The sequence below is a fragment of the Stenotrophomonas sp. S4 genome (assembly GCF_054187805.2).
In genome coordinates this window covers 1-26342 of record NZ_CM196188.1, presented here as the reverse complement: position 1 = coordinate 26342, position 26342 = coordinate 1, and the positions used below count along the sequence as shown (strand labels likewise).

Genomic DNA, 26342 nt, shown 5'->3' with positions numbered 1-26342 from the left:
ACATCTGGGTCTGAAGAACGTGGGTCTCGCCGGGCAGCGACTGCATCAGGATTGATTTCAAGGTTCTCCTTGTCCCACCTAGATGATTGGGCGGCGAAGGTGGCGTAGGCTATCTGCTTACCAATGATGCGTCAGCGGACAGCAGAATGAGCAGACCCAACTCAGTAGAGGATAAGGCATTGGCCGCTCTTGACCGCCTGGTGAAGCGACGCCCGACCAATGAACTGCTGAAGGCAAAGATGGCCGCAGGTCATCGGATCATCACGCCTACCGCGGTCGCGGCAGAGGCAGGAGTAAATAGAGGGAGCTTTGGATCAAGGCACGCTCGACTTGGGCACGTCTGGCTTAAAATTCAGGAGCTGGCTGAGGAGGAGAGGCGAGGCTCAGTAGCTGAAGAGCTCGCCAGGGTTAAGGCTGAGAACGCAAGGTTGAAGGCTCTGCTTTACAAGACCAACATCCACAACGCATCTCTCCAACTCGCAGTGTCCCGGCTTCAGAAGCAGAGTACCAAGAGAGACGATGGAGCAAATGTCGTCAACTTTCGCCGGAACGATCGGAAGCGTCCCCGGTAGCGTTGGATATCATCCTCAGCACTGCTCGACTCTGAACAACACGGCTCATAGCAATCTTGGAATACTGATCCCTAGAGTTGGTCCGCTCCATCTGGACAATGGCCTGATTTTTCAGGAGGCGATCCTCCCAAAAGTCCTTATGCTCTGGCAGGATGATGCAGCACTTGCACCCCGCGCACAGGCCGGGCGACCGTAGGCCGAAGTTCGGCGAGGCGCGGACAGTGAGGAGGCTTGCTTGTGGGTTGCAGCTGGAACGGTCAGGCAACATATCAATCAGGCAACTTGCGTAGGTCCCTGTCCATATCCGCAGGTCGGTGAGTTTCACGTATGCCACGGCCTTATCGATCGGCGTCTCTCCGTCCATCTTGGACAGTGCCTCGGTCATTGATTCGGCATGCTGCATGAGAAGACGCTGCGCCGGTCCACCTCCGATCGGCCTGCCGAGGGTGATTTGAACTAGGAACCGAGAGGTCTCCATGACTCTCTCTCCTTCCAAGTTCTCGAGCAGAGCCGCATCGTTTCCAATGTACCCTTGATCCGTGATCTGCTCGCTCATGTGACGGAAGTGCGTCCGTAGCGCTGGCATTAGTTCCGGCTTGGATCGGAACACATAGTGCGCAAAGGTGATCCTCCATCGCTGCGGGCGTAGGTACCTCACCTCGTAAACAGCTTGCGTCGTTTCGATGCCACGCTTCTTCGTGAGGGCTTCGACGGCAAACTCACGTTGCAGCAGAGAATTTCTGGATGCTGTCATTCGGCCGATTCCATCGGGACCCGATGGAAGGGACTTGGCGTGGGAGAAGCTGAGCATCAGTGACTTAGTGCCCGATAGTGCTCGCCAAGGCTCCATTAGCCGCACCAGCACCTCGACGGATTTCAGCACGATCGGCAGGTGATTCGTGCCCAACGGGCGCAGTCCGGCAGTCCACTCATGGCGAGTCGCTTCCCTTTTGGCGGAAATGCCACAGATGGAGAACACCTCCATTAGTCCGTCTAGCGACGTCACTGACTTGACCACACCGTGCTGTAGCGTCGGATCGTGGTCCAGGGAGAGGCCAATCAGCTCATGAGCTCGAATCCCGGTGCATCCCTGCAGCAAGACACTGAATGCGCTTTGAGTCATTAGTATTAGGCGTCTCAGGCCCTGAGTTCCGCTAATCTCGCGCTCGTCACCAGCGTCATCAATCCGATCTATGGTGGCCAATGGCTCATGCCAGGGTGTCAGTGTCCCTGGGATCGGGCTCATCTGGAACTCCTCGATGTGCCGTTTGATCTGACGAAAGCAGGCGATTCGTCTCGGTCCCGTAGCACTTCTTGCGTCGATCAGCATCGGGATGACCTCAGCCTGAAGTCTGATCACATCCTCCGAGCCGTACTCAATCCATTCACATGCGTAGGAAAGAATCGGTACCGAGATCTCGTCCGGGACAGGCATCAATCCACCCGTTCGAGCAAGCCCGAGCGGCTCTGTCACGACGTCGTAGGTCTTTCTTCCGTCAAACGGCGCTTCGCACGGTGCTTGTCCGCCTCTGGCGCGCAAGCTGTCCGCGATTTCGTAGATCTGTGTAAGTGGATGGATGAGTTTGTAGGCGGTCGCATGCGTCCACGCCCTGTCTCGACCGGCATCACTTCGGGCCGTCATGTACTGCTCTTCGAGACCTTCGACGTAGTCCCAGCTCATCGCCGTGGTGATATCGAAGAGGGAGTGGATCTCCCGCTCTCCCATGAACTTCACCAGCTCCCTCATGCCCATGTAAGTGCCAGGGATAGACCCAACCGTCATACGTACGGTGTCCTCAATGATGGCGGTCTTGAGGTAGCACTTCAGCTCAGAGAGCAGTCCTCTGTGCTTGTAGTCCGTGAGCAACTCTCCGCGTGCCACAGGGATTGCCCAGTCAACTGTGACAAACTCCTTCTGTTGGCCGACCGTGGTCTGGGCAAAGGTCCAGACATCACTGTCATAGTCAACTTGGAAGGAAGGATGCAGGGTCGCTGCCTGCGCTGTTTCGACCTTTCTTGCTGCGGGCATAGCCATATCTCTAGAATTGATTCGCTAGTGGCGGTACAGCCGGACTATTCAAGTCCAGGCAGGGGCGTCAGCATGATCATCATCGCTGATTGTCGATTCGCAGTTGTGCTCACTGCTGGGATCCATGAATCGCGGAGAGCGAGATAGGCATTCTCGAACTTTCGCCTCCAGATCTCGCTGCCGAGCTCTGCCCTGGCTTCTTCGTATAGCTCCTGCAGTTGAAGAAAGCGCGCGAGCGCGTAGGCTTCGTTTGGATCAGCTGCGGCGAGCGGGCATGCAGGACAGGAACCATAGCTGGTGCAGAGCTTTCCATGGCGCTGCCCTGGTTGAGGACTTTGGAATGGATCTGCACAGCAGAAGCCCTGCGTGGCTGCCGTTTGCTCACGATCACTTCGGGCGGAGCGTGTGTCGATCTTTCCATTTGAAGTCACCCAGCGCTCCTGTGCGGTCATGGCTCCTGCCAGCTGTTCCTTTTGCCGATGCTGCATCGTGGTTGTCTGGTAACTGTCTTGACCAGTTGACAGTAGCCGATGGCCTAGCATTGCTCGGAGCTCGAAGGCGTCGCCGTCGGTCAGCCCATCAACCGCTTCGGAGAACGCAAGCCTGTTTGCTTGAGAGCCAGAGTACTTAAGCCCCCTTCGTTTGCAGAACAACGTGATGTAACCGGTCACCCGCGTGGTCACGTCGTCGGTTCTGGCTGAGTAGGAGTCGATGTGCATTCCTCGGCGCTTGTGCCGCCCGCCTTCGGAAACTGCGTGGAGGAAGAAGTCATTGGCAAGCTCACCAGCAGCGTAGTCTCTGATTCGTTTGGTCCAAGCAATAACGAAACTGATCAATCTTTCAGGCGCTAGCGGGTGATCGCTAGCGGGGAAGGCTGCTCGCTGTGTCGCGCCCTGAGCGGAACTTCCAGCCCTGCGCTTGGAGGACTTGATCACCGTTCGCTTTTGTCCAAGCGGGTAGTGCTCCGATATGCCATTCAGGGTGAGTGTTCTAAGTGGCTGCTCGTTGAAGCCCGAGTGCATGGCTAGTACGAGAAAGAATGGGATCAGATCGCCGCCGATCGGGTGCGCTAGTCTCCTCAGACGGAAGTACTCGCTTTCGCTGATCTTTCCTACGCCTGGGAGCTTGTGAACCGCGCCTTGGCGAGGAAGATGACCGTCAAAGTTTGCCAATATTTGAGCAATTGCCTCTGCCGGATCGCTTAGCGATACAGCGTCGCCCTTTTTCTTCTGAGCGAGGGCACTGTGAACCCTATCTAGAAGCGGCCACACTTCGTCCATTGTCGATATGCATTCTTCGACCGCCGCCTTCATGACGTTGGCCCAAGCCGCACGGTCCAGCTCTTTCGGCTTGCTCTTCCGTGGCAGTCCTGCGAACGGCTTTGGCGGAATACGGATCACCTTCCACCGTGGATCCATCTCGTGCAGCGCAAGAACGACCTTCTTGAAGGTCCCGTAATAGTGGCGCTGGGTCTCCACCGAGAGAACTGTCGGGTGCGTGGTATCCCTACCTTTCAGATACGTTAGAAAGGACTCGCCGAGATCCATTGGAGTGTCGTCTGGGCCGCTTATCTTTACCCCTTTTACGGTTAGGTACTGCACCAGGCCACTCACGATGTTGTTAGCTGAAGAGGATCTAGTCGTCTCCCTGCTGTTCTTGTTAGCTCGGCAGAACGCCTCGGCGAAGAGCGGTGCCGCTGCACCTATGCCCTTCCACCGGCTGAGATTAACGATGTTGTCGCGCAGGTCTCCGGCGCGCCTGAACGCGACTTCTAGGCGACCAGCGCTCTCGCGGACATCCCATTTCTTTGTGTTGCCTACCTTTTCCTCAACTACTACGGCGTGCCGCAGCTGGGCGGATCTTCTTCCTGCCACGTAACGCTCCAATCCGTGTTCAATCTGATTTGATAAGGTGAGTCGGTCACATGCGAGGAGTAGTGCGTATGCTGGCCGTGGAGCCGTGTGAGCTCCAACTCGTCAGGCCTCGACGCCGATTCGCATAAAGGGTTGACCTTCAAGGTGCAGTCTGATCGATTCCCTGGTTTCGCTCTCGAATGCGTTCGCGCTTCGCAGGTAGATGGACTCAGTCGTATCCCTGAGACTGTGTCCCAGTACCGACTGAACATACTTGATCGCATCCATGTCACCGTTTGCGCGCTTCTCCATGTACGTGTACAAGGCGAAGGTGTGTCGAAGGGCGTGAATGGTTATTCGCTCGCGCTGCGTGGATTCGTAGCGAGCCAGGTCACGCTCTTTGGAGAGCCGTTTGAGCAGCCTGTCCTTGGCCTGGGCGAAATGCCGGTCGAAGATCTGCGGGGTTATCGGATTGCCCGCATGCTTGCGGTTGTTTGCGTCGAGGACGAATAGGACGCCGTGATCCTCGAGCTTGTGGTATCCCAGTCGGAGGTCAACGAGGCGCTGCCGAACACCTTTGGCATAGCGCTTCAACGCGTTGAGTAGCCAGACTGGAACGGGAACATTGCGCTTCTTGTTACCTTTCCCGAGCACGGGGATGGCGACTGCAGTGAGAGGATCGCGCCCTTCCGTACGGGCCTGAAGGATGGTTTTCGCTTTGAGATCGCACACTTCCGCCCGCCTCAGTCCTGCTTGATAGCAAAGCTCAGCCATCAATCGCTGCGCCGTGGTTGCGTATGCCAGTTCAACCAGACCGTTTCGCTCGAGCACAGGGTTTGGACCTAGTTCGTCAAGAATACCGACGACGGTCTCGGGATGGAGCGCAGTGATGAGTTCGTCAGCGTCGTTCAGCCCGGGAAGGTCGACGCCAACGTCGAGAACTTGAACAGTTCCTCGCTTCGTCTGCTTGCTCAGCAGCGCTGGTGCCTTCCTCAGGTATCCCCGTTTCACGCAGAATGCGATTAGCTTGGTCACGGTCGACCATCTTCGATGAATAGTCGCGGCGGCGAGCTTATCCAAGGTCACCGCAGAGTCCAGGTCAGTCAAGGTGTCCGCATAGGATCTGAGGAGATCCTCATCTACGTCGGAAACGAGCTTTTTTCTTGCGTCAAGAAAGTGATGGAAGTCGGTGAGGTCAGCCGCGATAGCTGCGGTTGTGTTCTTGCTGCAGGCAAGCTTTGGCTTTGGACCGATCGTTAGATGGGCATCTGCAAAGAATTCAAAAGCGGGCTGAACGATCGTTCCATCAGACCTGCTGACCAAAAAGCAGAAGCCTTCGGGTAAGGGTACGCCTTGCGCACACTTGATTCCTGTCGCTTCCGAAGCGATTGCACGTGCGGTGCATATTTCGACGTCATAGACCATGGCGCCGAAAGCTATCAGGTATACGGAAAGTTTTTTTTGCTGTGAGCCTTACGGTACGTTAACAACTGAAATGAGAATCATGCCTACTTTTTACTTCCATTGATTCATATATTTACGCGTGATCGTGACCCTACTGGTACGCTCGGTGTGAAGGAAGACCTGCTCGCTGGTACGGGGGAAGTGCGCAACAGAGAGGTGGGTTCGTTCGTCGCGCAGGCTAGATTTGCTCCTTCAGTACCAATGTTGGTGTCCGCTTGGCGCGGCAATCGGTAGCGCGCGGTCAATGGCTACCCAAGGCTGGCAGTGAGTTGACATCATCAATCGGGAGACGCCGCGGTTGCTACTGCGCGTTCTTTAGGGAAGCGTGTTGGCTGGGCAGTGGGTACGCCTGGAGCTACCGATTCAATTGCTGCCGGCAAAGGTAAGGTTGCCGCAACGCCACTGCACCACTTTTGATTGCTGGCAACCTTTGGTTGGCCGTCTCCGGGTTCTCCGGAGCGACGCTATCAAAGAGTTTCTCGAGTGCTGCCCGCGTGCTGATCCCTAACTGTGCCGAATGTGCGAGAGGACGGCCGCTGCATACGCGCTCTTTCAACGAGCCATCGAGACAACGCGCTGCTCAGCCATGATCGGCGATCATGTGGCCAAGGTCGGATGCACTCTGCAGTTCAATGATGCGATCGGTCAGGCGTTCAGCTGCGATCTGCAACCCGTCATCGTCTGACGAGTACGGGGAGCCGAACAGCGGGATCTCGACCCACAGTCTCTCCTGCCCATCATGCACATAGGGGCCATGGTCATCCAAGAGAAGGGCTTCACCCACGTGGGGGGAGACATAGGAAAGATCCTTTGTCCTTCCAGACCAGTGGATGTATCGAAGCTCGACAAACCATGCCGGAACACTGCCTTCCCTAGCCAGGAGTCCGGCAATTCTTCTTGCAAGTGCCTCGGGAACCGTAGTGAACAGTACAAGTTCCTCGAACTGCGATCGGACATCCTCTAGGAACCGGTGAAGCCCAGGGCGAGGAATCTGACTGACTGCGTTGGAGATGAGCGTGCCTTCGAGGTCCAGTGCCAGGATGGTTGGCTTCATTGGGAGTTCCTGTCTAAGCTTCTAAGCCTGAGTAAACGCATCGGTAGGTAGCTATCCATGGCGTGGGTCACAGGGTACCGGTTCGGGCTACGCCCCTCTGAAACTTTGCCCAACCACTTCACTTCCGTTGGATTGCTTCTGAGACCTCTACGGCCCAACGCGAGGTGTGGATGATCCTGGTCTCCTGCAGCTGCTCTTGAAGGATCTGGCGTTTGGTGAGCTGAGACACCGCCTCCCACTCGTTCCTGAAGATGTAAGTGGCATTGCCTGACTCGGGACTCTCGAACACGTATCGATTCCTTCCCGTGAACCCAAAAACGATGTACTCACTGAAACCGCCTAATCCGACTGCCATGAAGTCGGGCTCGTGACGAGTGATGGTCCGGATGCGCTGCTTAGCGACTGCGCGGTCGCTGTCGGTCAACTGCTTCAGATAACTATCCAATACCTGCATCGCTCTATCGAACGGGAACTTCCCCGGAGGGAGAATGCGCCAGTTGATCTTCTCGACCCTGACCGGCACCGCGAGGTCCGGGTCAACGATTTCGAAGTGTTGGAAGCATTCCAGGTAGATGTTGAGGAGGTTTGCAATGCTCTCTTCTGGCTCCGTCCGGTCAATGATCCTAGTAGCCATTGCGATACCACTGTCTGTATCTACAGCAGTGAGGAATTCACCAGGTGGTGCAACGTATTCCCTGGGATAGGTCTCATAGGATCTTGTCTGAGTACCGTGGTGAGTGTGTCCGTGCCAGTCCTTCCACGAGGTATTGATTGATCGAGACTTGGTGACCATCGGAAGGTCCTTTCGGATGATCTCTTTGCCTCGGGCATTGAATAACGTCGCGGGTCCTTCGGCGCTTGGCACAATGGAAGCGCCTGCGAGCGGAAGGTCGTCGAATCCCAGCATCGCCGCTTGGTGTTCTGTGAGTGGGCCGCTAAGAATGCGAAACTGTGGCAGCCGCTCAATCGTGCTTCGGTAGACTGATAAACCTCTCACTTGCTTGGGCATACGCTGGTCCTTTTCATGAGGAAGCGGGATAACCAAATATGTTTGGAAAGCCGTCTAAGCTTGCTGCGGAGGAGATGCTATTTCCTTTTCGGGGAGATGCTATCAGTACTCAGAAACCTAGGACGCTCTGTCCCTGTAGGCGCCGCTCGGACTGCATCCATAGCTTTGTACTGATGCTAGCCTCGTTTTCCGTTCGGCTAGAAAAGTTGCCCCTGTGGCGACTTGTCTTGGGGAGGTTGAAAAAGATGAGTGGCCAGCGCTGGCAGCCTAGTGAAACCGAGTTCACGATGCTTCTTTTCAAAGCGCTTCCGGATCAAGTCCGCTACAGGGCCAGTTCCGGACATCCTGGTGCCAAAGCTGGCGTCATACTCCTTTCCACCATGCATCTGTCGCATCAAGCTAAGCACGTGCGCAGCGCGGTCCGGATAGTGCAGCTCGAGCCATTCTCTCCAAATGTCCTTAATCTCGTTGGGTAGCCTGAGAAGCACGTAGCCTGCTGCCCGAGCGCCGTGTTCGTGAGCAGCCTCAAGGATGGCTTCTAGGTCATGGTCGGTGATCATGGGAATGACCGGCGCGATCAAAACCCCTACCGGTACTCCTGCCTCGTGCAGCTGATTCATTGCTCGCAGCCTTGCGTGGGGAGCAGCAGCTCGTGGTTCCAGTTTTGCAGATAGCTTCCTGTCGAGCGTGGTGACCGAGAAGTAGACCGTAACCAACCGATCCTTGGCCATCGACGCCAGCAGTTCGACGTCCCTGGTGATCAAGGCACTCTTGGTGACGAAGCTCACCGGATGCTTGGCATCAGCAAGCACCTCAAGGCATTGGCGTGTAATTTGGTAATTCCTTTCAATCGGCTGATAGCCGTCTGTGTTTATCCCCAACGCAATCGGGGTGCACTTGTAGTTCGACTTGCTAATTTCTGCTCTGAGGCGCTCCGGGGCATTTGTCTTTGCAAACAGGCGCGTCTCGAAGTCTAAGCCTGGTGAAAGGCTCAAGTAGGAGTGAGAAGGGCGAGCAAAACAGTAAACACAGCCATGCTCGCAGCCGCGGTACGGGTTGACCGACGCGCTAAAGCCAACGTCAGGGGATGAGTTGTGGCTGATCACTGTGCGCGCTCGCTCTTCCTGCACCTGAGTTCTCAGCGGTGGCGCGTCTTCCATCTCCTGGTAGACCGACTCCCAGCCGTCGTCGACTCCCACTGTTGCAGTGGTATCGAAACGGCTTGGGACACGCGATGCGGCCCCTCTGCCTTTGAGGGGAACTTGGGCCTTTCGAGCATCCTGTTCCATGGCGACAACTTGGGAAGGTCGGGCCGTTAGTATTATTGCTAACCACAGGCGCCGCAACACCGTGAAATTCAGCTAGCTGTAGGCCATACGGTCGTTTGGCGAGTAGGTTCTGCCCAGGCTTATCCACAGCTTCGGCTGGCAAGGCCTTTATCAGCTGCGTTGGCCATGGAGCGCTTTGGCTTCCGCCAAGAAGATCTGCATCAATGCCCGCGATCGACGTGTTGCTGCAGGCAGTGGAATGCCCAACTGTGCGCAGAGCGAAGTCGCATATGCCATCTGTGCACCCGTGGGCGGCTTGATGTCCCAATCCGTTAGCTGGGGGATGAGCTTTGAGAGCTCTTCTGCCAGGCGGTACTCAAAGCCTCTTGCTTGCCCTTCCTCTTCTTGCATTCGACGCATCTGCATAGCGACCTGCTCCCTGCCCATGGGAGAAAAGGGAAGCTCAAGAGTGAACTCCAGTTCCGGACATACGAGGTAAAAGTTCATGGGAGATGCAATTAGTACTTATAAGTAGACTACCTTTAGAGGCGTAGTCTTTAAAGTACTGGAACCACAAGCTGCTTCGTATGGTCGAGCATACGAACCAAGCGAAACTTGCAGATGTGATCCGCGCGCATCGCATTGATCTGGGTGTCAGCCAAGAAGCCTTTGCTGACCACATCCAGATGCACCGCGCCTACTACAGCAAGATCGAGCGTGGCGAAAAGAACCTCACTCTCGCTACCTTGGAGCGAGTTGCTAAAGGCATGGGTACCTCGATGTCGGCCCTGCTGCGCGCCGCAGGGCTCTAACACTCTTTGCAGACCACGAAGGTTGGCCAACCTCTCCAGGATGGGCGTGTTTGGCCGGCACTGCGCGGGGGATTGTGCCGATAGCAATGTGTTTACTGATTATTCTCTAACCTGTTGATCTATATGGATTTATCTAGTGAACAATCAGGGGGTATTGATACCGTGCTCGCAACCGCGGTACGGATTCACCGACTGGCTGAAGCCGACGTCCGGCGAGTTGTTGCGGGTGATGATGCTGCGCGCGGTTTCGGCGCGCACTTCAGTGCGCAGGCGCGGGGCGAGGAATTCCTCGCTCTCGTCGACCGCCCAGCCGTCGTCCACCGCCTCGCTGACGGTGCTTTCAAAGCGCCCGGCAAGGTGGGACGTGGAACCTCGGCCCTTGATCGCAATACCCATTGCGGCAGGGTACGTCGCCACCGTCTCAATGGCTGCGACGGCCGCCTGAAGGGTTCAGCCCCCTCGTAGAGGCGAGCCATGCTCGACTGCCTCCGGACGGATGGGAAATGGAGTCGAGCATGGCTCGACTCTACAGGGGAGGGGTCAGAGCAGCGCCAGGTACCCGCGCACGGTGGCATCCAGCCCGTCATACAGCGCCTCGCCGATCAGCGCGTGGCCGATCGACACCTCCAGCACCTCCGGCACATGGGCCAGGAAGTCGCGCAGGTTGTCCTGCGACAGGTCGTGGCCAGCATTGACGCCGAGGCCGACGGCCTGCGCGCGGCGGGCGGCAGTGGCGAACAACGCCAGCATCGCGTCGGCGTCGCCAGCCGCATGCGCCTCCGCATAGGGCCCGGTATACAGCTCGATGCGGTCCGCACCCACGTCGGCCGCCTGCTCCAGCAGCGGGTTGCCCGCGTCGACAAACAGGCTGACCCGGCACCCCATCGCCTTCAGCGCAGCCACCAGCGGACGCAGGCGCTCGGCATCGCGTTCGAAGTCGAAACCGTGGTCGGAGGTGATCTGGCCGTCGCCGTCGGGCACCAGGGTGGCCTGCGCCGGGCGGGTCTGTTCGCACAGCGGCAGCAGCCCCGGGTAGCCCTCGCGCGGCGGCGCAAACGGATTGCCTTCGATGTTGAATTCAACGCCACGCGCGCGGGTCAACGTGGACAGGGCCAGCACGTCCTCGGCGGTGATGTGGCGGCGGTCTGGCCGCGGGTGCACGGTGATGCCATGTGCACCGGCATCCAGGCAGGCCTGGGCGGCGCGCACCACGTCCGGTTCGGCGCCGCCGCGCGAATTGCGCAGGACGGCGATCTTGTTGACGTTGACGCTGAGCTGGGTCATGGAACGGGACTACTTGGAAAGAGGGGATGGGTCGTGGTCGTTGTGGTCGTCGGTGCGGCGGGCCTGGGCCTGTTCGCGCAGGCGGCGCAGCTCTTCGGCATCGATCAGGGTGGCCGGGTCCCGCTGCAGGTCGCCGAAACGGGCCACGTAGCGGCCGCGTACCCAGGCCAGCAGGAAGGCGAGGGCAGCCAGCAGGCACAGGGTCATCAACCCCGCGCTTGGGGTCTTCAGCGCGAAGGCAAAGCAGCCCAGCGCCAGCAGCAGGTACAACCAGTACATAGTCGGGCTCCCCGGATGATCGCCGCAGTGTAGCGCTGCGTCAGAGCAGCGGCGAGGCCAGCCGGGCGAAGGCCTCGGGCAGGCGGTGCAGCCATAGCGAGCGGCCGGCCTGGTCATGCACCCGGGTGGCGCGGTCGAATTCGCCCTGCAGCAGTTCGGCCAGCGCGGCGACACGGTCACGGTCGCTGATCATCATCGACAGCTCGAAGTTCAGCCGGAAGCTGCGATGGTCGAAGTTGGCACTGCCGACAATGCAGACATCGTCATCGGCGATGAACGCCTTGGTATGCAGCATCCGCGGGCCGTATTCGTAGATCTTCACGCCAGCATGCAACAGCTCATCGAAGTAGGAGCGGGCGGCCTGGGTGACGAACCAGGAATCGCTCATCTTCGGTACCAGCAGGCGCACGTCCAGGCCGCCGAGTGCAGCCGAGGTCAGTGCCATCCGCGCCGCTTCGCCCGGCACGAAATAGGGCGTGACCAGCCACACCCGCTCATGCGCTTCCTGGATCGCCGCCACATGCAGGCGATGGATGGTCTCCCAGCCCGAGTCGGGCCCGGACACCAGCACCTGTGCGCTGATCGGTCCATCCGCGCGCAGCGGCATGTCGGCCGGCCACAGGCGGGCGATGTCGAAACGGGAGTGGTCCTGGCCGCTGGCGTAGAGCCAGTCCTCGGCGAACACCAGCTGCAGGCTGCGCACCACATGGCCGCGGATACGCATGTGCAGGTCGCGGTAGGCGTCTGGCCTGCGGCTCTCGTCTTCCTCGTCAGTGATGTTGATGCCGCCGGTGAAGGCGAGGCGACCGTCGACGATCACCAGCTTGCGGTGCGTGCGCAGGTTCAGCCACGGGCGCTTGAACGGCTTCAGCAGCTGCCGCGGGTGGAACCAGATCGCTTCACCGCCGGCATCCAGCAGGGGTTGCAGGAAGCGGCGGGGCAGGGCGGAGGAGCCGACCGCATCCAGCAGCAGGCGCACCTGCACACCGGCCTGCGCACGCTCGACCAGGGCATCACGCAGAGCGGTGCCGGCGTGGTCGGGATTGAAGATGTAGTACTCCAGGTGCACGTGGTCGCGCGCCTGCGCGATCGCGTCGAGCAGCGCGGCGTAGGTGGCTGCGCCGTCGACCAGCCAGGTCACCTCGGTGGCACTGCTGGGCGCCAGCCCGGTGGTGGCCTGGGCAACCTTGGCCAGCTCGGTGCAGTCCGAATCCGGCGGGCAGACGTCACTGTAGTGCTCCATGCCCGAGCGGGCGCGGCCACGGCGCAGCCGCTGCCGCTTCACCTTCTGCGGGCCCAGCAGGTAGTAGATGAAGAGCCCCAGGTAGGGCAGCAGCGCCAACGACAGGATCCAGCTCAGCGTGGCCACCGGCTCGCGCTTCTGCAGCATGATCCAGCCCGCCAGCGCGAACAGGTACAGCAGATAGGCCACCGCCAGGATCGTGCCGAGGTGGGCGATGCCGTCGAGCCAATGGCGCAGGGAGTCGAAGAGGGCGAGCATCCGCCGATCATAGCGGCGCATGCTGCCTGTTGGGGTCAGGTCCCTTTTCCGCAGGAAAAGGGATCTGACCCCGATGGGACCCCTCGGGCACAAAAAAGACGCCCCTGTTTCCAGGGGCGTCTGCAGTCGCGTCATGACTGTTGTGTTGCGGTGTAGCGTTTACTGCTGCACAAAACCGATCTTCTTCATCTGAGCATTCTTCGCGGCGGCCAGAACCTTGGCCATCACGTCGTACTCGGAATCCGGGCTGGCGTCGATGCGCAGTTCCGGCTGGTTGGTCGGGTCACGCTGGACCTCCTGCTCCATCCGCTGCTGCAGCTCGCTGGTATTGATCGGGCTGTTGTTCCACGAGACCTGGTTGCTGGCGTCGATCTTCAGTTCGATCGGCGGCGGCGGTTCGACCAGCTGCGGCGGTGGGTTGAGCACGCGCTGCGGCAGGTCCACGGCGATCGGGTACGTCATGATCGGCGCGGTCACGATGAAGATGATCAGCAGAACCAGCATCACGTCCACGAGGGGCGTGACGTTGATGTCTGCCATGGGGCCCTTGCCACCACCACTACTGAATGCCATGGCTTATTGCCCCTTTTCTTTGGTCGCGACGAAGCCGACGTCCAGCATGCCCTGCTCCTGCGCGACCTTGGTCAGGTCGTTGATGACGCGCATCTTGGTGGTGCGATCACCACGCAGGTTCAGCGGCGGCTGCGGGGTCTGCTGGGCGGCGGTCGCCAAGCGCGACTCGAGAGTCTGCTTGTTGATTTCTTCGTCGTTCCAGTAGATCGAGCCGTCTTCCTTGACTGCCAGCGTGATCGGTCCGGAACGCTTTTCAGCGTCTTCCGGCTTCTGGATCAGGTTGGCTTCCGGCAGATCCACCTTGACCTTGTGGGACATCAGGGGCGCCGTGATGATGAAGATGATCAGCAGCACCAGCATCACGTCCACGAGGGGCGTAACGTTGATGTCGGCCATGGGGCCGCCGCTGTTACCACTACTGAAAGCCATAACGGGCTCCGTCTAGATCTTGGTGACTACTTACGTTCGTCGCTGGGTGACGCGCGCCGCAATTAGCGGACGCGCGAGCCGGTGGCGAAGAAGTCGTGCAGGTCGTGCGCGAAGGTATCGAACTTGCTGATGGTCGCGCTGTTGATCTTGCTGAAGAAGTTGAAGGCGAACACGGCCGGGATTGCGACGAACAGACCGATCGCGGTCATGATCAGAGCTTCACCCACCGGGCCGGCAACGGCGTCGATCGAAGCGGAGCCGGTGGCACCGATCTTGATCAGCGCGCCGTAGATGCCCCACACGGTACCCAGCAGACCGACGAACGGAGCGGTTGCGCCGACGGTGGCCAGCAGGGTCATGCCCGACTGCAGCTTGTTGCTTTCGCGGGTGACGGCCTGACGCAGAGCACGGTCGACGAACTCCGAACGGCTCAGGTTCTCACCGACGCCGCCGGTAGCACCGCCTTCAGCGCGCTGGTGGTGGGCAGCTGCCTGGGCAGCGTCCAGGGCGATCTTCGAGAACGGCTCCGAAGCCGGCTGTTCTTCCATCGCACGGATGGCGTCCTGCGCGTTCGGGGTGTCCCAGAACAGGCTGACGACGCGATCAGCGGCGCTCTTCAGGCGGGTGGCACGGAAGATGTTGATGACGGTCCAGTACCAGGACATGGCCGACATGGCGATCAGGGTCAGCAGCACGACCCAGGAAACCGCGAAATCACCCGGCTTGGTGGTCATTTCGTGGATCAGGTGCTCGAAGCCCATCTGCGACAGGGCGTTGGACGGATTGCCCCCGGCAGCAGCGGCGATGAAAATTTCCTGCAGCATGACGCTTACCTTTGTTGTGTGTGGTGATAAAGGGTGTAGCTAAGCTAAACAATCGAACTGGGAGCGGGGGTGGCCAGGCGGCCACCCGGGCGCATCAGTTCAGCGCAAAGTTGACCGGGACGCGAACGCGACCTGCCGCCTTCTTACCGCCAGATTCAGCGGCGTTGAAGCGCCACTTGCGAGCCGCTTCCATCGCAGCACGGTCCAGGTCGCGGTTACGGCTGGACTTTTCCACCGTGACATTGGTGACGTTGCCGCTGGCATCGACATCAATGATCAGGATCACTTCGCCCTGGATACCAGCGCGGAAGGCTGCCGGCGGGTAGCGCGGCGGATTCATGGCCTTCGACGAGATGTCCACGCTGGCCTCGATCGAGGTCGGCGGAGCCGGCGGCGACGGCGGCGACGGCGGGGTGACGATGTCGTTCGGACGCGGTTCCGGCACGTCCACGACCGGCGCCTGCGGCGGCGGCGGGACCGGCGACGGCTTCGGCGGCGACAGATTCTTCACCGGCGGCGGCGGAGTATCGGTCGGCGGCGGCGGCGGCGGCGGCGGGGGCGGCGGCGGCGGTGCGTCGACGATGGTCACCATGACGTTACGCTCCTTCTCAGCCACGGCCTTGGGGGCCACAGCGGGGATCAGGAGCATCATGAAGGCGGCCAGATGCAGGGCGATTACAAACGCGATGCCGACGATGCGAGGCCAGCTCAGCCCCTTGTCATCGGGTTGTTCGTACCGGTGAACGACTAGTTGTTCCGTCATGCGCCAAGAGCTCAATAGTGGGGCCGGAATCCCGGGGGCGGGATCCCTGATCAGCGGTGCATGACACCGCAGGAACCTCCAAGCTTATACCAATCCTGAGCGCCTGCGCATCAACTGAGCAGGCATTCAGGCGTTATTCCTACTTACTTCAGGTTGATGATTTTTTTGGCATCAGCCTGGTTCTTCACGCCCTTCGCCAGCGCCTGCTGGGCGGCCTGCTTGGCCTCGGGGACGCGACCTTCGGCATGCAGGACGCGTGCCAGGTTCAGGTAGGTCTCACCGTCCTTGGAGAGCGGGGCGGCCTTCTGCCACGCATCGATCGCCTGCGGCACCTGGTCGGAGTAGTAGTAGGACTGGGCCAGCGCCAGGTAGACCTGGTAATCCGGCTTCAGGATGCCCTTCTGCAACCCTTCGTTGATGACCGCGATGACGTCCTTTTCCTTGTTCTCGGTGTTGGCATAGATCGAGTACAGCTGCTTGTACTCGCGCTCTTCGGTGAGCTGGCCGCTGCTGCGCAGCTTGTCCATCACCGCGGCGGCCTTCGGCATCTGGTCAGCCTGCATGTACATGTTGGCCAGATTCAGCTGGGCCTTCTTGTCCGTCGGGTTCTTGGCCGCCAGCGCTTCCGCGGCCTGCACGGCCTCACCGGTCTGGCCGGCTTCGGACAGGGCCGCCATCAGCAGCTGGTTCCAGTTGTCCTTCGGCTCGGCGGCGCCGGCGATGGCCTGCTTCAGCACCGGGATCGCTTCCTGGTAGCGCTCCAGCTGGTACAGCGCCTGGCCCTTGGCGATCAGCTCTTCCGGCTTGGTCGACTTGCTCTCGGCGAAGTACTTGTCCAGGGTGGCCAGGCCTTCGGCGGTCTTGTCTTCCTGCAGCTGCAGCTGGCCCAGCATCAGCATCGACTGGAAGTGGCCGTTGTTGTCCAGGCCGTTGAACTGGATCACCTGCTTCAGATACGCGATGGCGCCCGGCACGTCGTCGGTCTGGTACGCGGCCTGCGAGGCCAGCTGCGCGGCCAGCGACTTGTCGTACTCGTTGGAAGCGCTGTCGGCCAGGATCGCGTCAGCCTGTTCGCGCGTCTCCGGGAACTTTTCCTTGTTGTAGCTGTCGATCATTTTCTGCAGCTTGCTGCCCATCTTGGCCGAGGCCTTGGCGGTCGGCTCCTGGCGGGTCGCGTTCGGGTACAGCGGTTCGGCCTTGGCCTGCTTGCTGCTGCCGCCGCGGCTGCCACGGTCGGAGGAACGCGAGGACTGCGCAAAGGCATCGGTGACCACGGCGCCGGTCAGGGCGGTCGCGACGAGGACGGAAAGCACAGCTTTGTGGTTACGGAAAATCATCGTTCACCTCGATCGAACCGCCGGATAGCGGCAAAGTCGGACTGTCAGAAAAATCTGAGCCGCCAAACGTATCAGAAACAGATGGCGTGAGAAATCGTTTTATGTGCTGCAATACAGCATAGAACTGCGCACTCATCCGCACTTTGGCCGCAGCCCGGCCGCCTGCGCCTGCTGATAGACCGGCGTCAGGCCCGGTGCGTCACGTCGCAGCTCCTGGATCCGGTTGGCCGGATCGGGGTGGGTGGACAGCCATTGCGGGCTGCGACCGCCGCTGGCGGCCATCATGTTCTGCCACAGATCCACGGCCTGGGCCGGGTTGAATCCGGCCTGCGCCATCAGTCGCTGGCCAATCACGTCTGCCTCGCTTTCCTGGGTCCGCGAGCCCGGCAGCAGGAAGGCTGTCTGCGCGCCCATCCCGCCCAGCTGGTTGACCGTACTGGCGGCGCCATCGCCATAGGCGGCACCAGCCAGCGCACCCAGCACGGCCAGGCCGGTCTGTGCGCCCATCTGCCGGGTGATGCGTTCTTCGTGGTGACGCGCGATGACATGGCCGATCTCATGGCCGATCACGGCAGCCAGCTGGTCCTGGTTCTTGGCGACGGTGAAGATGCCGGTGTTCACGCCCACTTTGCCGCCAGGCAGGGCAAAGGCGTTCGGTTCCTTGTCGACGAACACGGCCGTCTCCCACCGTACGCCACGGTACTGAGACGGCAACTGCGCGACCAGGGCATTGACCACGCACTGCACATAGCCGTTCTGGCGGCCATCAGTGCTGATCTTCTCCTTCTGCTTGGTCTCGGCGAACGCCTGCGCACCCAGCTGGTCCAGCTGTGCCTGCGACACGCCGCCGACCATCTGCCGTCTTCCGGTTGGCGAGGTGGTGGTCGCACAGGCACTGACCACGGTGGTGATGACTAGAGCCAGCAGCAGTTGTTTCATGGGTCCGCCCCCGTGTTCATGTGCGCAGTGTGTAGCCTACCTGCTTAATCTTTCGTCAAGCGGGCACGGCCTTACGTTGACCCCAGGAACACCATCGCGGCAAGGGCGACAGCGTTGTTCAGTGCGTGCGCGGTGATCGCTGCCCACAGCGTGCCGGTGCGCCGGTACAGCCAGCAGAAGGCGGCGCCCATGCCGCCGTACACCAGCCACAGCTGCGCCATGCCCAGCAATGAGTTCTTGCTGACACCGGGCACTTCATGGACCAGGGCGAACGCCAGGCTGCTGAGGATGAGGCCCAGCCAAGGGCGACCGGCCTGCCACAGGCGCCCGAACAGGACACGGCGGAACAGCAGCTCTTCGTAGGCGGGGGCGAGGACGACCGCAAACAACACCAGGAACAACGGGAAGCGCGCGATCGCGCTCTGCATCAGTTCCACGTTGGTGGGCACCGGCTCGATGCCGAACTGCTTGGAAAGGAAGGCGATGCCGTTGCTGCCAAGGACGATCAGCGTGGCCACCAGCAGGGTCCAGCCCCAGGTGGAAGGCCGCTGCAGCGCCTGTCGCGAGGCCAGGCGTTCGCCGGCGTTCGCCGGGCGGCGCCAGAAGTACAGCAGCAGTGCGGCGCCACCGGTGGCGATCAGGGCCATCAGGATCTGCGCCAGGGCACCGGGCTGGCCCACTGCCGTGCCGACGGCATCGGGTGTCAGTGCGCCGCCATTGGCCGCGGCGTTCGCGCGGCTGACCACGATCGCACGGTAGAAGCCCCAGAACAGGCCAGTGACCATGCTCAGGCCGACCAGCGTGACGGCGGCGATGCCCAGGTCGATGAAGAAACCTGCCAACGGTGCCACGGCGCGCGGCGGGGTAGACGCCGGCGGAACCGGAGGCGGGGCGGCGGAGACCGGGGCGGATGCGGACATCAGGTACCTGCGTTCAAGGGACGAAGGCCGGTGCAGCTCCCCGCGCACCGGCCAGGTCCCGATTGTGTCAGATATCCAGGTTGGCGACCTTCAGCGCATTGTCTTCGATGAAGTCGCGACGCGGTTCGACCACATCGCCCATCAGGGTGCTGAAAATCTGGTCGGCGGCGACCGCGTCTTCGATACGCACCTGCAGCAGGCGACGGGTTTCCGGGTTCACCGTGGTATCCCACAACTGCTCCGGATTCATTTCACCCAGACCCTTGAATCGCTGGATCTGACGGCCGCGCTTGGCCTCCTCGAGCAGCCAGTTCTGCGCCTTGGCGAAGCTGTCGACTTCGATCGACTTGGCGCCGCGGGAAATCGTCGCTCCTTCGCGCACCAGGCCGTGCAGCAGCTTGGAGGCCTGATGGATCGCGCGCAGCTCGCCGCTTTCGAACGCCGACATCGGCAGCACCTGGATGTGCTGCTCGCCCATGTGGCGACGGGTCACCAGCACGGCGGCGGGGCGCTCCTCGTTGGCGTCCTGCAGTTCCAGGCTGAAACGCGGGCTGCCCAGGCTGCCCTGGTTGAGGCGCTTGGCCAGCGCATCCAGGCCTTCGCCTTCGCCGGCATTGCGCAGGCTGTCCATGTCCATCGGCACGAAATCGACCAGCGCTTCGAGCAGGTTGCGGTCATAGCGGTGGGCGTTGCGTTCGATGGAATCGAGCGCGGCGGCATAGGCCAGCAGCAGCTTTTCAAGCGCCAGGCCTTCGATGCCCGGTTCGCCGGTGGCCGGCACCAGCGCGGCGTTTTCCACCGCACTGCTGGCCAGGTAACTGTCCAGCGCCGGGTCGTCCTTCAGGTACAGCTCCTGCTTGCCCTGCTTGATCTTGTACAGCGGCGGCAGGCCGATGTAGACGTAACCGCGCTCGATCAGCTCCGGCATCTGACGGTAGAAGAACGTCAGCAGCAGGGTGCGGATGTGGGCGCCGTCGACGTCGGCGTCGGTCATGATGATGATCTTGTGGTAACGCAGCTTGTCCGGGTTGTACTCGTCACGGCCGATGCCGGTACCCAGGGCGGTGATCAGCGTACCGACCTGGTCGGAGGACAGCATGCGGTCGAAGCGTGCGCGTTCCACGTTGAGGATCTTGCCGCGCAGCGGCAGCACCGCCTGGTTCTTGCGGTTGCGGCCCTGCTTGGCCGAGCCACCTGCCGAGTCACCCTCGACGATAAACAGTTCGGACAGCGCCGGATCCTTTTCCTGGCAGTCGGCCAGCTTGCCCGGCAGGCCGGCGATATCCAGCGCGCCCTTGCGGCGGGTCAGGTCGCGGGCCTTGCGCGCCGCTTCACGCGCACGCGCGGCGTCGACGATCTTGCCGGCGATCGCCTTGGCTTCGTTCGGGTTTTCCTGCAGGAACTCTTCCAGGCGCGCGCCGAAGGCGTTTTCCACCGCCGGGCGCACGTCGGAGCTGACCAGCTTTTCCTTGGTCTGGCTGGAGAAGCTCGGGTCCGGCACCTTTACCGACAGCACCGCGATCATGCCTTCGCGCATGTCATCGCCGGTCAGGTTGATCTTGGCCTGCTTGGCGATGCCGTTCTGCTCGATGTAGTTGTTGAGCACACGGGTCAGCGCACCGCGGAAGCCGGCGAGGTGGGTACCGCCGTCCTTCTGCGGAATGTTGTTGGTGAAGCAGTACATCGTCTCCTGGTAGGAGTCGGTCCACTGCAGCGCCACATCCACGACGATGCCGTTGTGCTCGCCGGTGACCGAGATGACGTTCGGGTGCAGCGGAGTCTTCAGCTGGGCCAGATGCTCCACGAAGCTGCGGATGCCGCCTTCGTAGTGGAAGTCATCGCGACGGCCATCGCCGCGCTCGTCGGCCAGGACGATCTTGACGCCGGAGTTCAGGAACGACAGCTCGCGCAGGCGGCGGGCCAGGATGTCGTAGTGGAATTCCACGTTGTCGTGGAAGGCGACGGTCGACGGCCAGAAGCGCACGGTGGTGCCACGCTTGGTAGTGGCTTCCAGCTTGGCCAGTGCGGTCACGGCTGCGCCGTTGCTGAATTCCTGCTGGTAGTGGGAGCCGTTCTGGAACACGTCCACCAGCAGCTTCTGCGACAGCGCGTTGACCACGCTGACGCCGACGCCGTGCAGGCCGCCGGAAACCTTGTAGCTGTTGTCGTCGAACTTGCCGCCTGCGTGCAGGACGGTCATGACCACTTCGGCGGCGGACACTTCGCGACCGAGCTTGGCGCTCATCTGCTCGTGCTTGCCGGTCGGGATACCGCGGCCGTTGTCGGATACCGAAACCGAGCCGTCGGCGTGGATCGTCACTGCAACGTGGTCGGCGTGGCCGGCCAGCGCTTCGTCGATCGAGTTGTCGACGACCTCGAACACCATGTGGTGCAGACCGGTGCCGTCATGCACGTCGCCGATGTACATGCCGGGACGCTTGCGGACAGCCTCCAGGCCTTCCAGGGCGGTAATGCTGTTGGCGTCGTAATTGCCGTTGTTTGCCGGGGTGTTCTGTTCGTCGCTCATTGCGCTTGCCGTAGGCTCCGCAGGTCGGCCACCGCTTGGAGCGATGCGCCGAGAATGAAAGGATTCCAACCCGAATTATACCAGCCGGGGTCGAGCGGCCCTGGTGTGCCCACTATGGCACAGCCACGATCTGTGCATGTTCCACGTGGAACCGGGCGATGTGGGTCAGTTCTTCCAGCGCCGCCGGCGTTTCGGTGGCGGTGATGAAGATCTGTGCCGGTCCATTGAGCAGGCGCTCCAGAACCCGCGCCTGGTGGGTGCGATCCAGCTCCGAGGCCAGATCGTCCAGCGCGATCACCGGCCATTCGCCGCGCTGCTCGGCATAGTCCTCAGCCTGCGCCAGCAGGCAGGCCAATGCCGTCAGCTTGGCCTGGCCGCGGGACAGCGCATCGCGACCAGGAATGCTGTGGAAATCCACGCTCCAGTCTGCGCGGTGCGGGCCGACCGAGGTGTACCCGGCCTGGCGGTCACGTTCCCGGGCCAGAAGCAGGGCATCGGCCAGCGGGAGCTCGTGCCGACGCCAGCCCGGGCTGAGTTCCAGTGCCTGAATGCCGAGTTGCGGGGCCAGGATGGAAGCCAGAGCCACGGTGCGCTGCTGCAGACGCTCCAGGTAGTGCTGGCGGCGGCTGGTCAGGGGTTCGCCGGCTTCGGCCAGTTCGTGATCCCAGGTATCCAGCATCCGCGACGGGCCACCCTGCTTGAGCAGGGCATTGCGCTGTTTCAGTGCCCGCGAGTACCGACGCCACAGGGACAGGAAATCAGGTTCCACGTGGAACAAGCCCCAATCGAGGAAGCGGCGGCGGGGTTCACCACCTCCGCTGACCAACGCATGGCTGCCTGGCTCGAACGTGACGACCGCAAGCGCGGCGCACAGATTGCCAAGCTGGGCCACGTCTTCGCCGTCCAAACGTCCCTTCCAGTCCTGCCCACTGTGGCGCAGGCCGGCCTTTCGGCGGTGCGGCGGGTGATTGGCGCGTTGTTCGTCCCATTCCACGAAGATCTCCAGCGCTTCCTGGCCCTGGCGCACCAATCCATCGCGGACACGACCTCGGAAGCTGCGTCCATAAGCCATAAGATGCAGGGCCTCGAGCACGCTGGTCTTGCCGGCACCGTTGTCGCCGGTCAGCAGGTTCAATCCTGGCTGGGGCGACAGATCCACCGCACTGAAGCGACGCAGTTGGTGCAGGGCGAGGCGGCGGATAAGCATGGGGCGCGAAGGACCATCCGCACGGGGCGGTAGAGGGACAGGGAATCCATCAGCTTACTGCATCGGTCAAACCGACACGGCCCGAAGCGGCTGCCGAGCCGATGGGCTCAACAAGGCCGGATCCGGATCGCGTGTTCCACGTGGCGCCGCCTCAACGCGGGCCGTTATCACAGCCCTGAACTGTCCTGGAAATCTTCAAATCTGCAGTGGGTGGCAGGGTGTAGACCCTCAGAATTCAACGATTTCACGGCTCATCGCGCCCCACTTGCGCGCCACCACTTCGACAGTCGCTCTGCATGACCCGCAGATTTCTTGAAATCTACGACGCCCTCTCCTGGACGGTTCCACAGATTTCAAGAAATTCATGCCGACAGTTTCACGCTGTCCACAGCGGGCATGTATGACTTATACACAAGGTATGGGCAATCTGTGGATAAAAAAGGCCTTTTACCTCGTCCTTAAAACTATCCACAGGTTCCCCCCCAGCCTGAGGTACCTCTATACAGGGGGTTTCATGCGCATAAATTTCTTTTAAATCAATTAGATAAGGCATTTTTCCACGAGATCTGGCTCTACCATCACCACCATGCTTTAGATTTATACCCAGATTTAGAAGCTAGGCTTGACCCGATCTGCCCTAAACCAGGGCTGTGGACAGTGGCGTTTCCAGAAGGGCTGCGAACTTTCAGAGTCGCGTTCCAACCGCTGGCTGATGGGGACGCAGGAGATGGAAGCTCGATCTGAGATTCCTGCGGCTGCAGCCCAAAGCGATTAGGAGTGATCCATGCACACATGGCCCGCTATCCAGCGTCTCCAGTGCAACCGTCGCGGAAGGATCAGTGGGAGCCATCAAGCATCCACCGACAGGGAACTCCCGGCTGGACAGGATCCAGCTCAATGGTTCGCCTTCAATGCTCCACGTGGAACCTAAAAAAAAACGCCCGGGAAGATCCCGGGCGTCCTTCGGTTCCACGTGGAACAACGCTGCTGTCACAGACGCAGCGGCATCACCACATGTCGCGACTTCTCGCTGCTCGATTCACGCACCAGCGCCGAGGAGTTGGAGTCGCGCAGCTGGATGATGACTTCCTCATCGCGCAGGGCGGAAAGGGCATCCAGCAGGTAGTTCACGTTGAAGCCGATGGCCAGATCGCTGACCGTGGTGTCGGCTTCGATCTCTTCCTGGGCTTCTTCCTGCTCCGGGTTGTGCGCGCTGATCTTCAGGTTGCCCGGCGAGACTTCCACGCGGATGCCGCGGTACTTCTCGTTGGACAGGATCGCGGCACGCTGCAGCGAGGCACGCAGCGCTTCGCGATCAACCTTCACTTCGCGGTCGGCGCCGATCGGAATCACCGCTTCGTAGTCCGGGAAACGGCCGTCGATCAGCTTCGAGGTGAAGGTGACATCGTCGCGCTTGACCCGGACGTGGCTGCGGCCGACTTCCAGCTCGATCTCGCGATCGCCGCTTTCCAGCAGGCGCTGGAGTTCGGTTACGCCCTTGCGCGGCACGATGATCTGGCGCTTGGAACCGCTGGGCTTGGCCAGATCGGTTTCACACAGCGCCAGGCGGTGGCCGTCGGTGGCGACGGTACGCAGGGCATCGCCGCGCAGATCGAACAGCAGGCCGTTGAGGTAGTAGCGCACGTCCTGCTGGGCCATCGCGAACGCGGTGCGTTCGATCAGTTCCTTCAGGGTCGCTTCGCCGATGGCCACGCGCTCGGTGGCTTCCACTTCGTCAACCGACGGGAAGTCGTTGGAGGGCAGGGTGGCCAGGGTGAAGCGGCTGCGGCCGGCCTGCACGGTGATCTTGTCACCGGTCTGCGAGACGGTGATCCGGCTGCCGTCGGGCAGGGCGCGGATGATCTCGAACAGCTTGCGGGCGGGGATGGTGGTTTCGCCGTCCTGGGCATCTTCAACCGCGATCCGCGACACCATCTCCACTTCCAGGTCGGTACCGGTCAGCGACAGCTGGCCGTTCTGCACCTGGACCAGGAAATTGGCCAGAACCGGAAGGGTCTGGCGGCGTTCGACCACGTTGACGACCTGTGCCAACGGCTTGAGAAAGGCTTCGCGCTGCAGTGTGAAACGCATGTGGTTCCGTGCCCCTATGCTTTAAAAAATGTGGAATAAATCAAAAGCTTGGTGGTGCTGGTAGAGACAGAATCGCTGGAAAACAACGCTAAGTCTTTGTAAATAAAAGAATTTCTAACCTCGAAACCCTCTGTATTACCGACCCCCAGGGGGTGGGGAAAGTTGTGGATAAATCCAGCGCGATTTCAAACGCCATTTTTATCCACAACGTGTCCCGCGCTTGCTACCGGATTCTGCACCGTTTTGTGCGATGACGCCTCATCGGCATCCGTGCATCATTCGCTCAGCTTCCGGATCAGCTTGTCCCAGTCTTCACGGAGCTTGCCGTCGGTTTCCATCAGGGTCCGGATCTGGCGGCAGGCATGCAGCACCGTGGTGTGATCGCGACCGGCAAAGGCGTCGCCGATCTCGGGCAGGCTGTGCTCGGTCAGTTCCTTGGTCAGGGCCATGGCGACCTGGCGGGGGCGGGCCAGCGAGCGGGTCCGACGCTTCGACAGCAGATCCTTGATCTGCAGGCCGTAGTAGTCGGCAACGGTTTTCTGGATGTTGGGAATGCTGATCGCCTGCTGCTGGGCGCGCAGCAGGTCGCGCAGGGTTTCCTGGGCGAATTCGGTGGTGATCGCGCGGCCGGTGAAATTGGCGCGGGCGGTCAGGGTATTGAGCGCACCTTCGAGGTCGCGCACGTTGGAGCGCATCTTCTTGGCGATCAGGAACGCAACATCATCGGGAATCTCGGCACCGCGTTCGCGAGCCTTCGCCAGCACGATCGCGGCGCGGGTCTCGAAGTCCGGCGGTTCGATCGCGACCGACAGGCCCCAGGCAAGCCGCGACTTCAGGCGCGCTTCCAGGCCTTCGACTTCGCGCGGATAGCGGTCGCAGGTCAGGATGATCTGCTGCTTGCCATCGAACAACGCGTTGAAGGTGTGGAAGAACTCTTCCTGGGTGCGGTCCTTGCCGGCGAAGAACTGGATGTCATCGATCAGCAGCGCATCCACCTGCTGGAACTGGCGCTTGAACTGATCCATGGTCTTTTCCTGCAGGGCCCGGATCATCGCGCTGAAGAACTGCTCCGAACGCAGGTACAGCACCTTCGCACCCGGGTTGGCCTGGCGCATGGCATTGCCGGCGGCGAACATCAGGTGGGTCTTGCCCAGGCCGGTGCCTCCGTACAGCAGCAGCGGGTTGTGCGCACGGTCGCCCGGCTTCTGCGCCGCCTGGAAGGCAGCGGCCAGGCCCAGCTGGTTGCTGCGGCCTTCAACGAAGTTGGCGAACGTGTAGTGGTTGTCCAGATTGCCGGCGAAGGGCACCTGCGGTTCGCTGGAAACATGCGCCGACGGCGTGGAAACCGGCGTGTTCTGCGCCTCCACGGGGCGCGGGCGCGAGCCGATTTCAAGAAAAACGTCGCTGAAGCCAGCGAAATGAGCCAGTAGCTCGCGGATCCGGGCCAGGTACAGCTCGCGGACCTGGTCGACGATGAAGGCATTCGGTGCATACAGCACCAGGCTGTCCACGCGCAGATCGGCCTGCAGCGGCTTCAACCAAGTATGAACGTCTTCCGGCGGGAACTCCGCTTCGAGGCGCTCGAGACTACGGGACCAGGCATCCAT

Annotated in this window: 23 protein-coding genes and 1 pseudogene; 2 read left to right on the top strand and 22 right to left on the bottom strand. The window is 61.0% G+C overall.

Annotated elements, in window-relative coordinates; genetic code table 11:
- The first annotated feature begins 146 nt into the window (after positions 1–146).
- The gene (locus tag ACUZUJ_RS00120) at positions 147–572 is read left to right on the top strand and encodes a hypothetical protein (RefSeq protein WP_125892599.1); all 426 of its coding nucleotides are present in this window, start codon (positions 147–149) and stop codon (positions 570–572) included.
- On the opposite strand, the gene ACUZUJ_RS00115 is transcribed toward ACUZUJ_RS00120, so the two are convergent.
- From ACUZUJ_RS00115 to ACUZUJ_RS00085, 7 genes are all read right to left on the bottom strand, one after another.
- The gene (locus ACUZUJ_RS00115; RefSeq protein WP_458220291.1) at positions 535–2601 is read right to left on the bottom strand and encodes an integrase; all 2067 of its coding nucleotides are present in this window, start codon (positions 2599–2601) and stop codon (positions 535–537) included. The genes ACUZUJ_RS00120 and ACUZUJ_RS00115 overlap by 38 nt on opposite strands.
- 44 nt (positions 2602–2645) lie before the next feature.
- Positions 2646–4487 carry a hypothetical protein gene (locus ACUZUJ_RS00110; protein WP_021204602.1) on the bottom strand — a complete coding sequence of 614 codons (1842 nt, stop codon included), beginning with the start codon at positions 4485–4487 and terminating at the stop codon, positions 2646–2648.
- Between the two features lie 90 nt (positions 4488–4577).
- Complete coding sequence (locus tag ACUZUJ_RS00105) at positions 4578–5879, bottom strand: tyrosine-type recombinase/integrase (RefSeq protein ID WP_012478638.1); 1302 nt, start codon at positions 5877–5879, stop codon at positions 4578–4580.
- 619 nt (positions 5880–6498) lie between these two features.
- Positions 6499–6972 (bottom strand): NIF family HAD-type phosphatase, encoded by a 474-nt coding sequence (locus ACUZUJ_RS00100; protein WP_021204601.1) that lies wholly within the window; start codon positions 6970–6972, stop codon positions 6499–6501.
- A 118-nt stretch (positions 6973–7090) separates the two neighbouring features.
- Positions 7091–7879, bottom strand: coding sequence for a hypothetical protein (locus ACUZUJ_RS00095; RefSeq protein ID WP_232418926.1), 789 nt, complete (start codon positions 7877–7879; stop codon positions 7091–7093).
- Positions 7880–8178: 299 nt separating this feature from the next.
- Positions 8179–9270: a PA0069 family radical SAM protein gene (locus ACUZUJ_RS00090; RefSeq protein WP_021204599.1), complete on the bottom strand. Its 1092-nt coding sequence runs from the start codon at positions 9268–9270 to the stop codon at positions 8179–8181.
- A 150-nt stretch (positions 9271–9420) separates the two neighbouring features.
- A complete protein-coding gene (locus ACUZUJ_RS00085) occupies positions 9421–9756 on the bottom strand; it encodes a hypothetical protein (protein ID WP_012478634.1) in 336 nt (111 codons plus the stop codon).
- An 80-nt stretch (positions 9757–9836) separates the two neighbouring features.
- On the opposite strand from ACUZUJ_RS00085, the gene relB reads away from it, so the two are divergent.
- Complete coding sequence (gene relB, locus ACUZUJ_RS00080) at positions 9837–10061, top strand: type II toxin-antitoxin system RelB family anti-toxin (RefSeq protein WP_012478633.1); 225 nt, start codon at positions 9837–9839, stop codon at positions 10059–10061.
- A 159-nt stretch (positions 10062–10220) separates the two neighbouring features.
- Here the strand turns inward: relB and ACUZUJ_RS00075 are convergent.
- The 15 genes and pseudogenes from ACUZUJ_RS00075 to dnaA all read right to left on the bottom strand — a co-directional run.
- Positions 10221–10457, bottom strand: a pseudogene (locus ACUZUJ_RS00075) (PA0069 family radical SAM protein); the annotation flags it as partial.
- Between the two features lie 144 nt (positions 10458–10601).
- Positions 10602–11345 carry a pyridoxine 5'-phosphate synthase gene (locus ACUZUJ_RS00070; RefSeq protein WP_458220292.1) on the bottom strand — a complete coding sequence of 248 codons (744 nt, stop codon included), beginning with the start codon at positions 11343–11345 and terminating at the stop codon, positions 10602–10604.
- Between the two features lie 9 nt (positions 11346–11354).
- Positions 11355–11624, bottom strand: coding sequence for a hypothetical protein (locus ACUZUJ_RS00065; protein ID WP_014035422.1), 270 nt, complete (start codon positions 11622–11624; stop codon positions 11355–11357).
- Positions 11625–11664: 40 nt separating this feature from the next.
- On the bottom strand, positions 11665–13125 hold the full coding sequence (cls, locus tag ACUZUJ_RS00060) for a cardiolipin synthase (protein WP_042358375.1): 1461 nt from the start codon (positions 13123–13125) through the stop codon (positions 11665–11667).
- 159 nt (positions 13126–13284) lie between these two features.
- A complete protein-coding gene (locus ACUZUJ_RS00055; protein ID WP_005411740.1) occupies positions 13285–13698 on the bottom strand; it encodes an ExbD/TolR family protein in 414 nt (137 codons plus the stop codon).
- A 3-nt stretch (positions 13699–13701) separates the two neighbouring features.
- Positions 13702–14127: an ExbD/TolR family protein gene (locus ACUZUJ_RS00050; RefSeq protein WP_005411739.1), complete on the bottom strand. Its 426-nt coding sequence runs from the start codon at positions 14125–14127 to the stop codon at positions 13702–13704.
- Positions 14128–14189: 62 nt separating this feature from the next.
- Positions 14190–14951: a TonB-system energizer ExbB gene (gene exbB, locus ACUZUJ_RS00045; protein ID WP_005411738.1), complete on the bottom strand. Its 762-nt coding sequence runs from the start codon at positions 14949–14951 to the stop codon at positions 14190–14192.
- Positions 14952–15045: 94 nt separating this feature from the next.
- Positions 15046–15714: an energy transducer TonB gene (locus tag ACUZUJ_RS00040; RefSeq protein WP_008265902.1), complete on the bottom strand. Its 669-nt coding sequence runs from the start codon at positions 15712–15714 to the stop codon at positions 15046–15048.
- Between the two features lie 143 nt (positions 15715–15857).
- On the bottom strand, positions 15858–17051 hold the full coding sequence (locus ACUZUJ_RS00035; protein WP_014035419.1) for a tetratricopeptide repeat protein: 1194 nt from the start codon (positions 17049–17051) through the stop codon (positions 15858–15860).
- 132 nt (positions 17052–17183) lie between these two features.
- A complete protein-coding gene (locus ACUZUJ_RS00030; RefSeq protein WP_458220293.1) occupies positions 17184–17990 on the bottom strand; it encodes a M48 family metallopeptidase in 807 nt (268 codons plus the stop codon).
- 71 nt (positions 17991–18061) lie between these two features.
- A complete protein-coding gene (locus ACUZUJ_RS00025) occupies positions 18062–18910 on the bottom strand; it encodes a CPBP family intramembrane glutamic endopeptidase (RefSeq protein ID WP_049446813.1) in 849 nt (282 codons plus the stop codon).
- Positions 18911–18977: 67 nt separating this feature from the next.
- Complete coding sequence (gene gyrB / locus ACUZUJ_RS00020) at positions 18978–21437, bottom strand: DNA topoisomerase (ATP-hydrolyzing) subunit B (RefSeq protein ID WP_014035416.1); 2460 nt, start codon at positions 21435–21437, stop codon at positions 18978–18980.
- A 112-nt stretch (positions 21438–21549) separates the two neighbouring features.
- The gene (recF, locus tag ACUZUJ_RS00015; RefSeq protein ID WP_458220294.1) at positions 21550–22644 is read right to left on the bottom strand and encodes a DNA replication/repair protein RecF; all 1095 of its coding nucleotides are present in this window, start codon (positions 22642–22644) and stop codon (positions 21550–21552) included.
- A 990-nt stretch (positions 22645–23634) separates the two neighbouring features.
- On the bottom strand, positions 23635–24735 hold the full coding sequence (dnaN, locus tag ACUZUJ_RS00010; RefSeq protein ID WP_005411731.1) for a DNA polymerase III subunit beta: 1101 nt from the start codon (positions 24733–24735) through the stop codon (positions 23635–23637).
- 275 nt (positions 24736–25010) lie between these two features.
- Positions 25011–26342 (bottom strand): chromosomal replication initiator protein DnaA, encoded by a 1332-nt coding sequence (dnaA, locus tag ACUZUJ_RS00005; RefSeq protein ID WP_014035414.1) that lies wholly within the window; start codon positions 26340–26342, stop codon positions 25011–25013.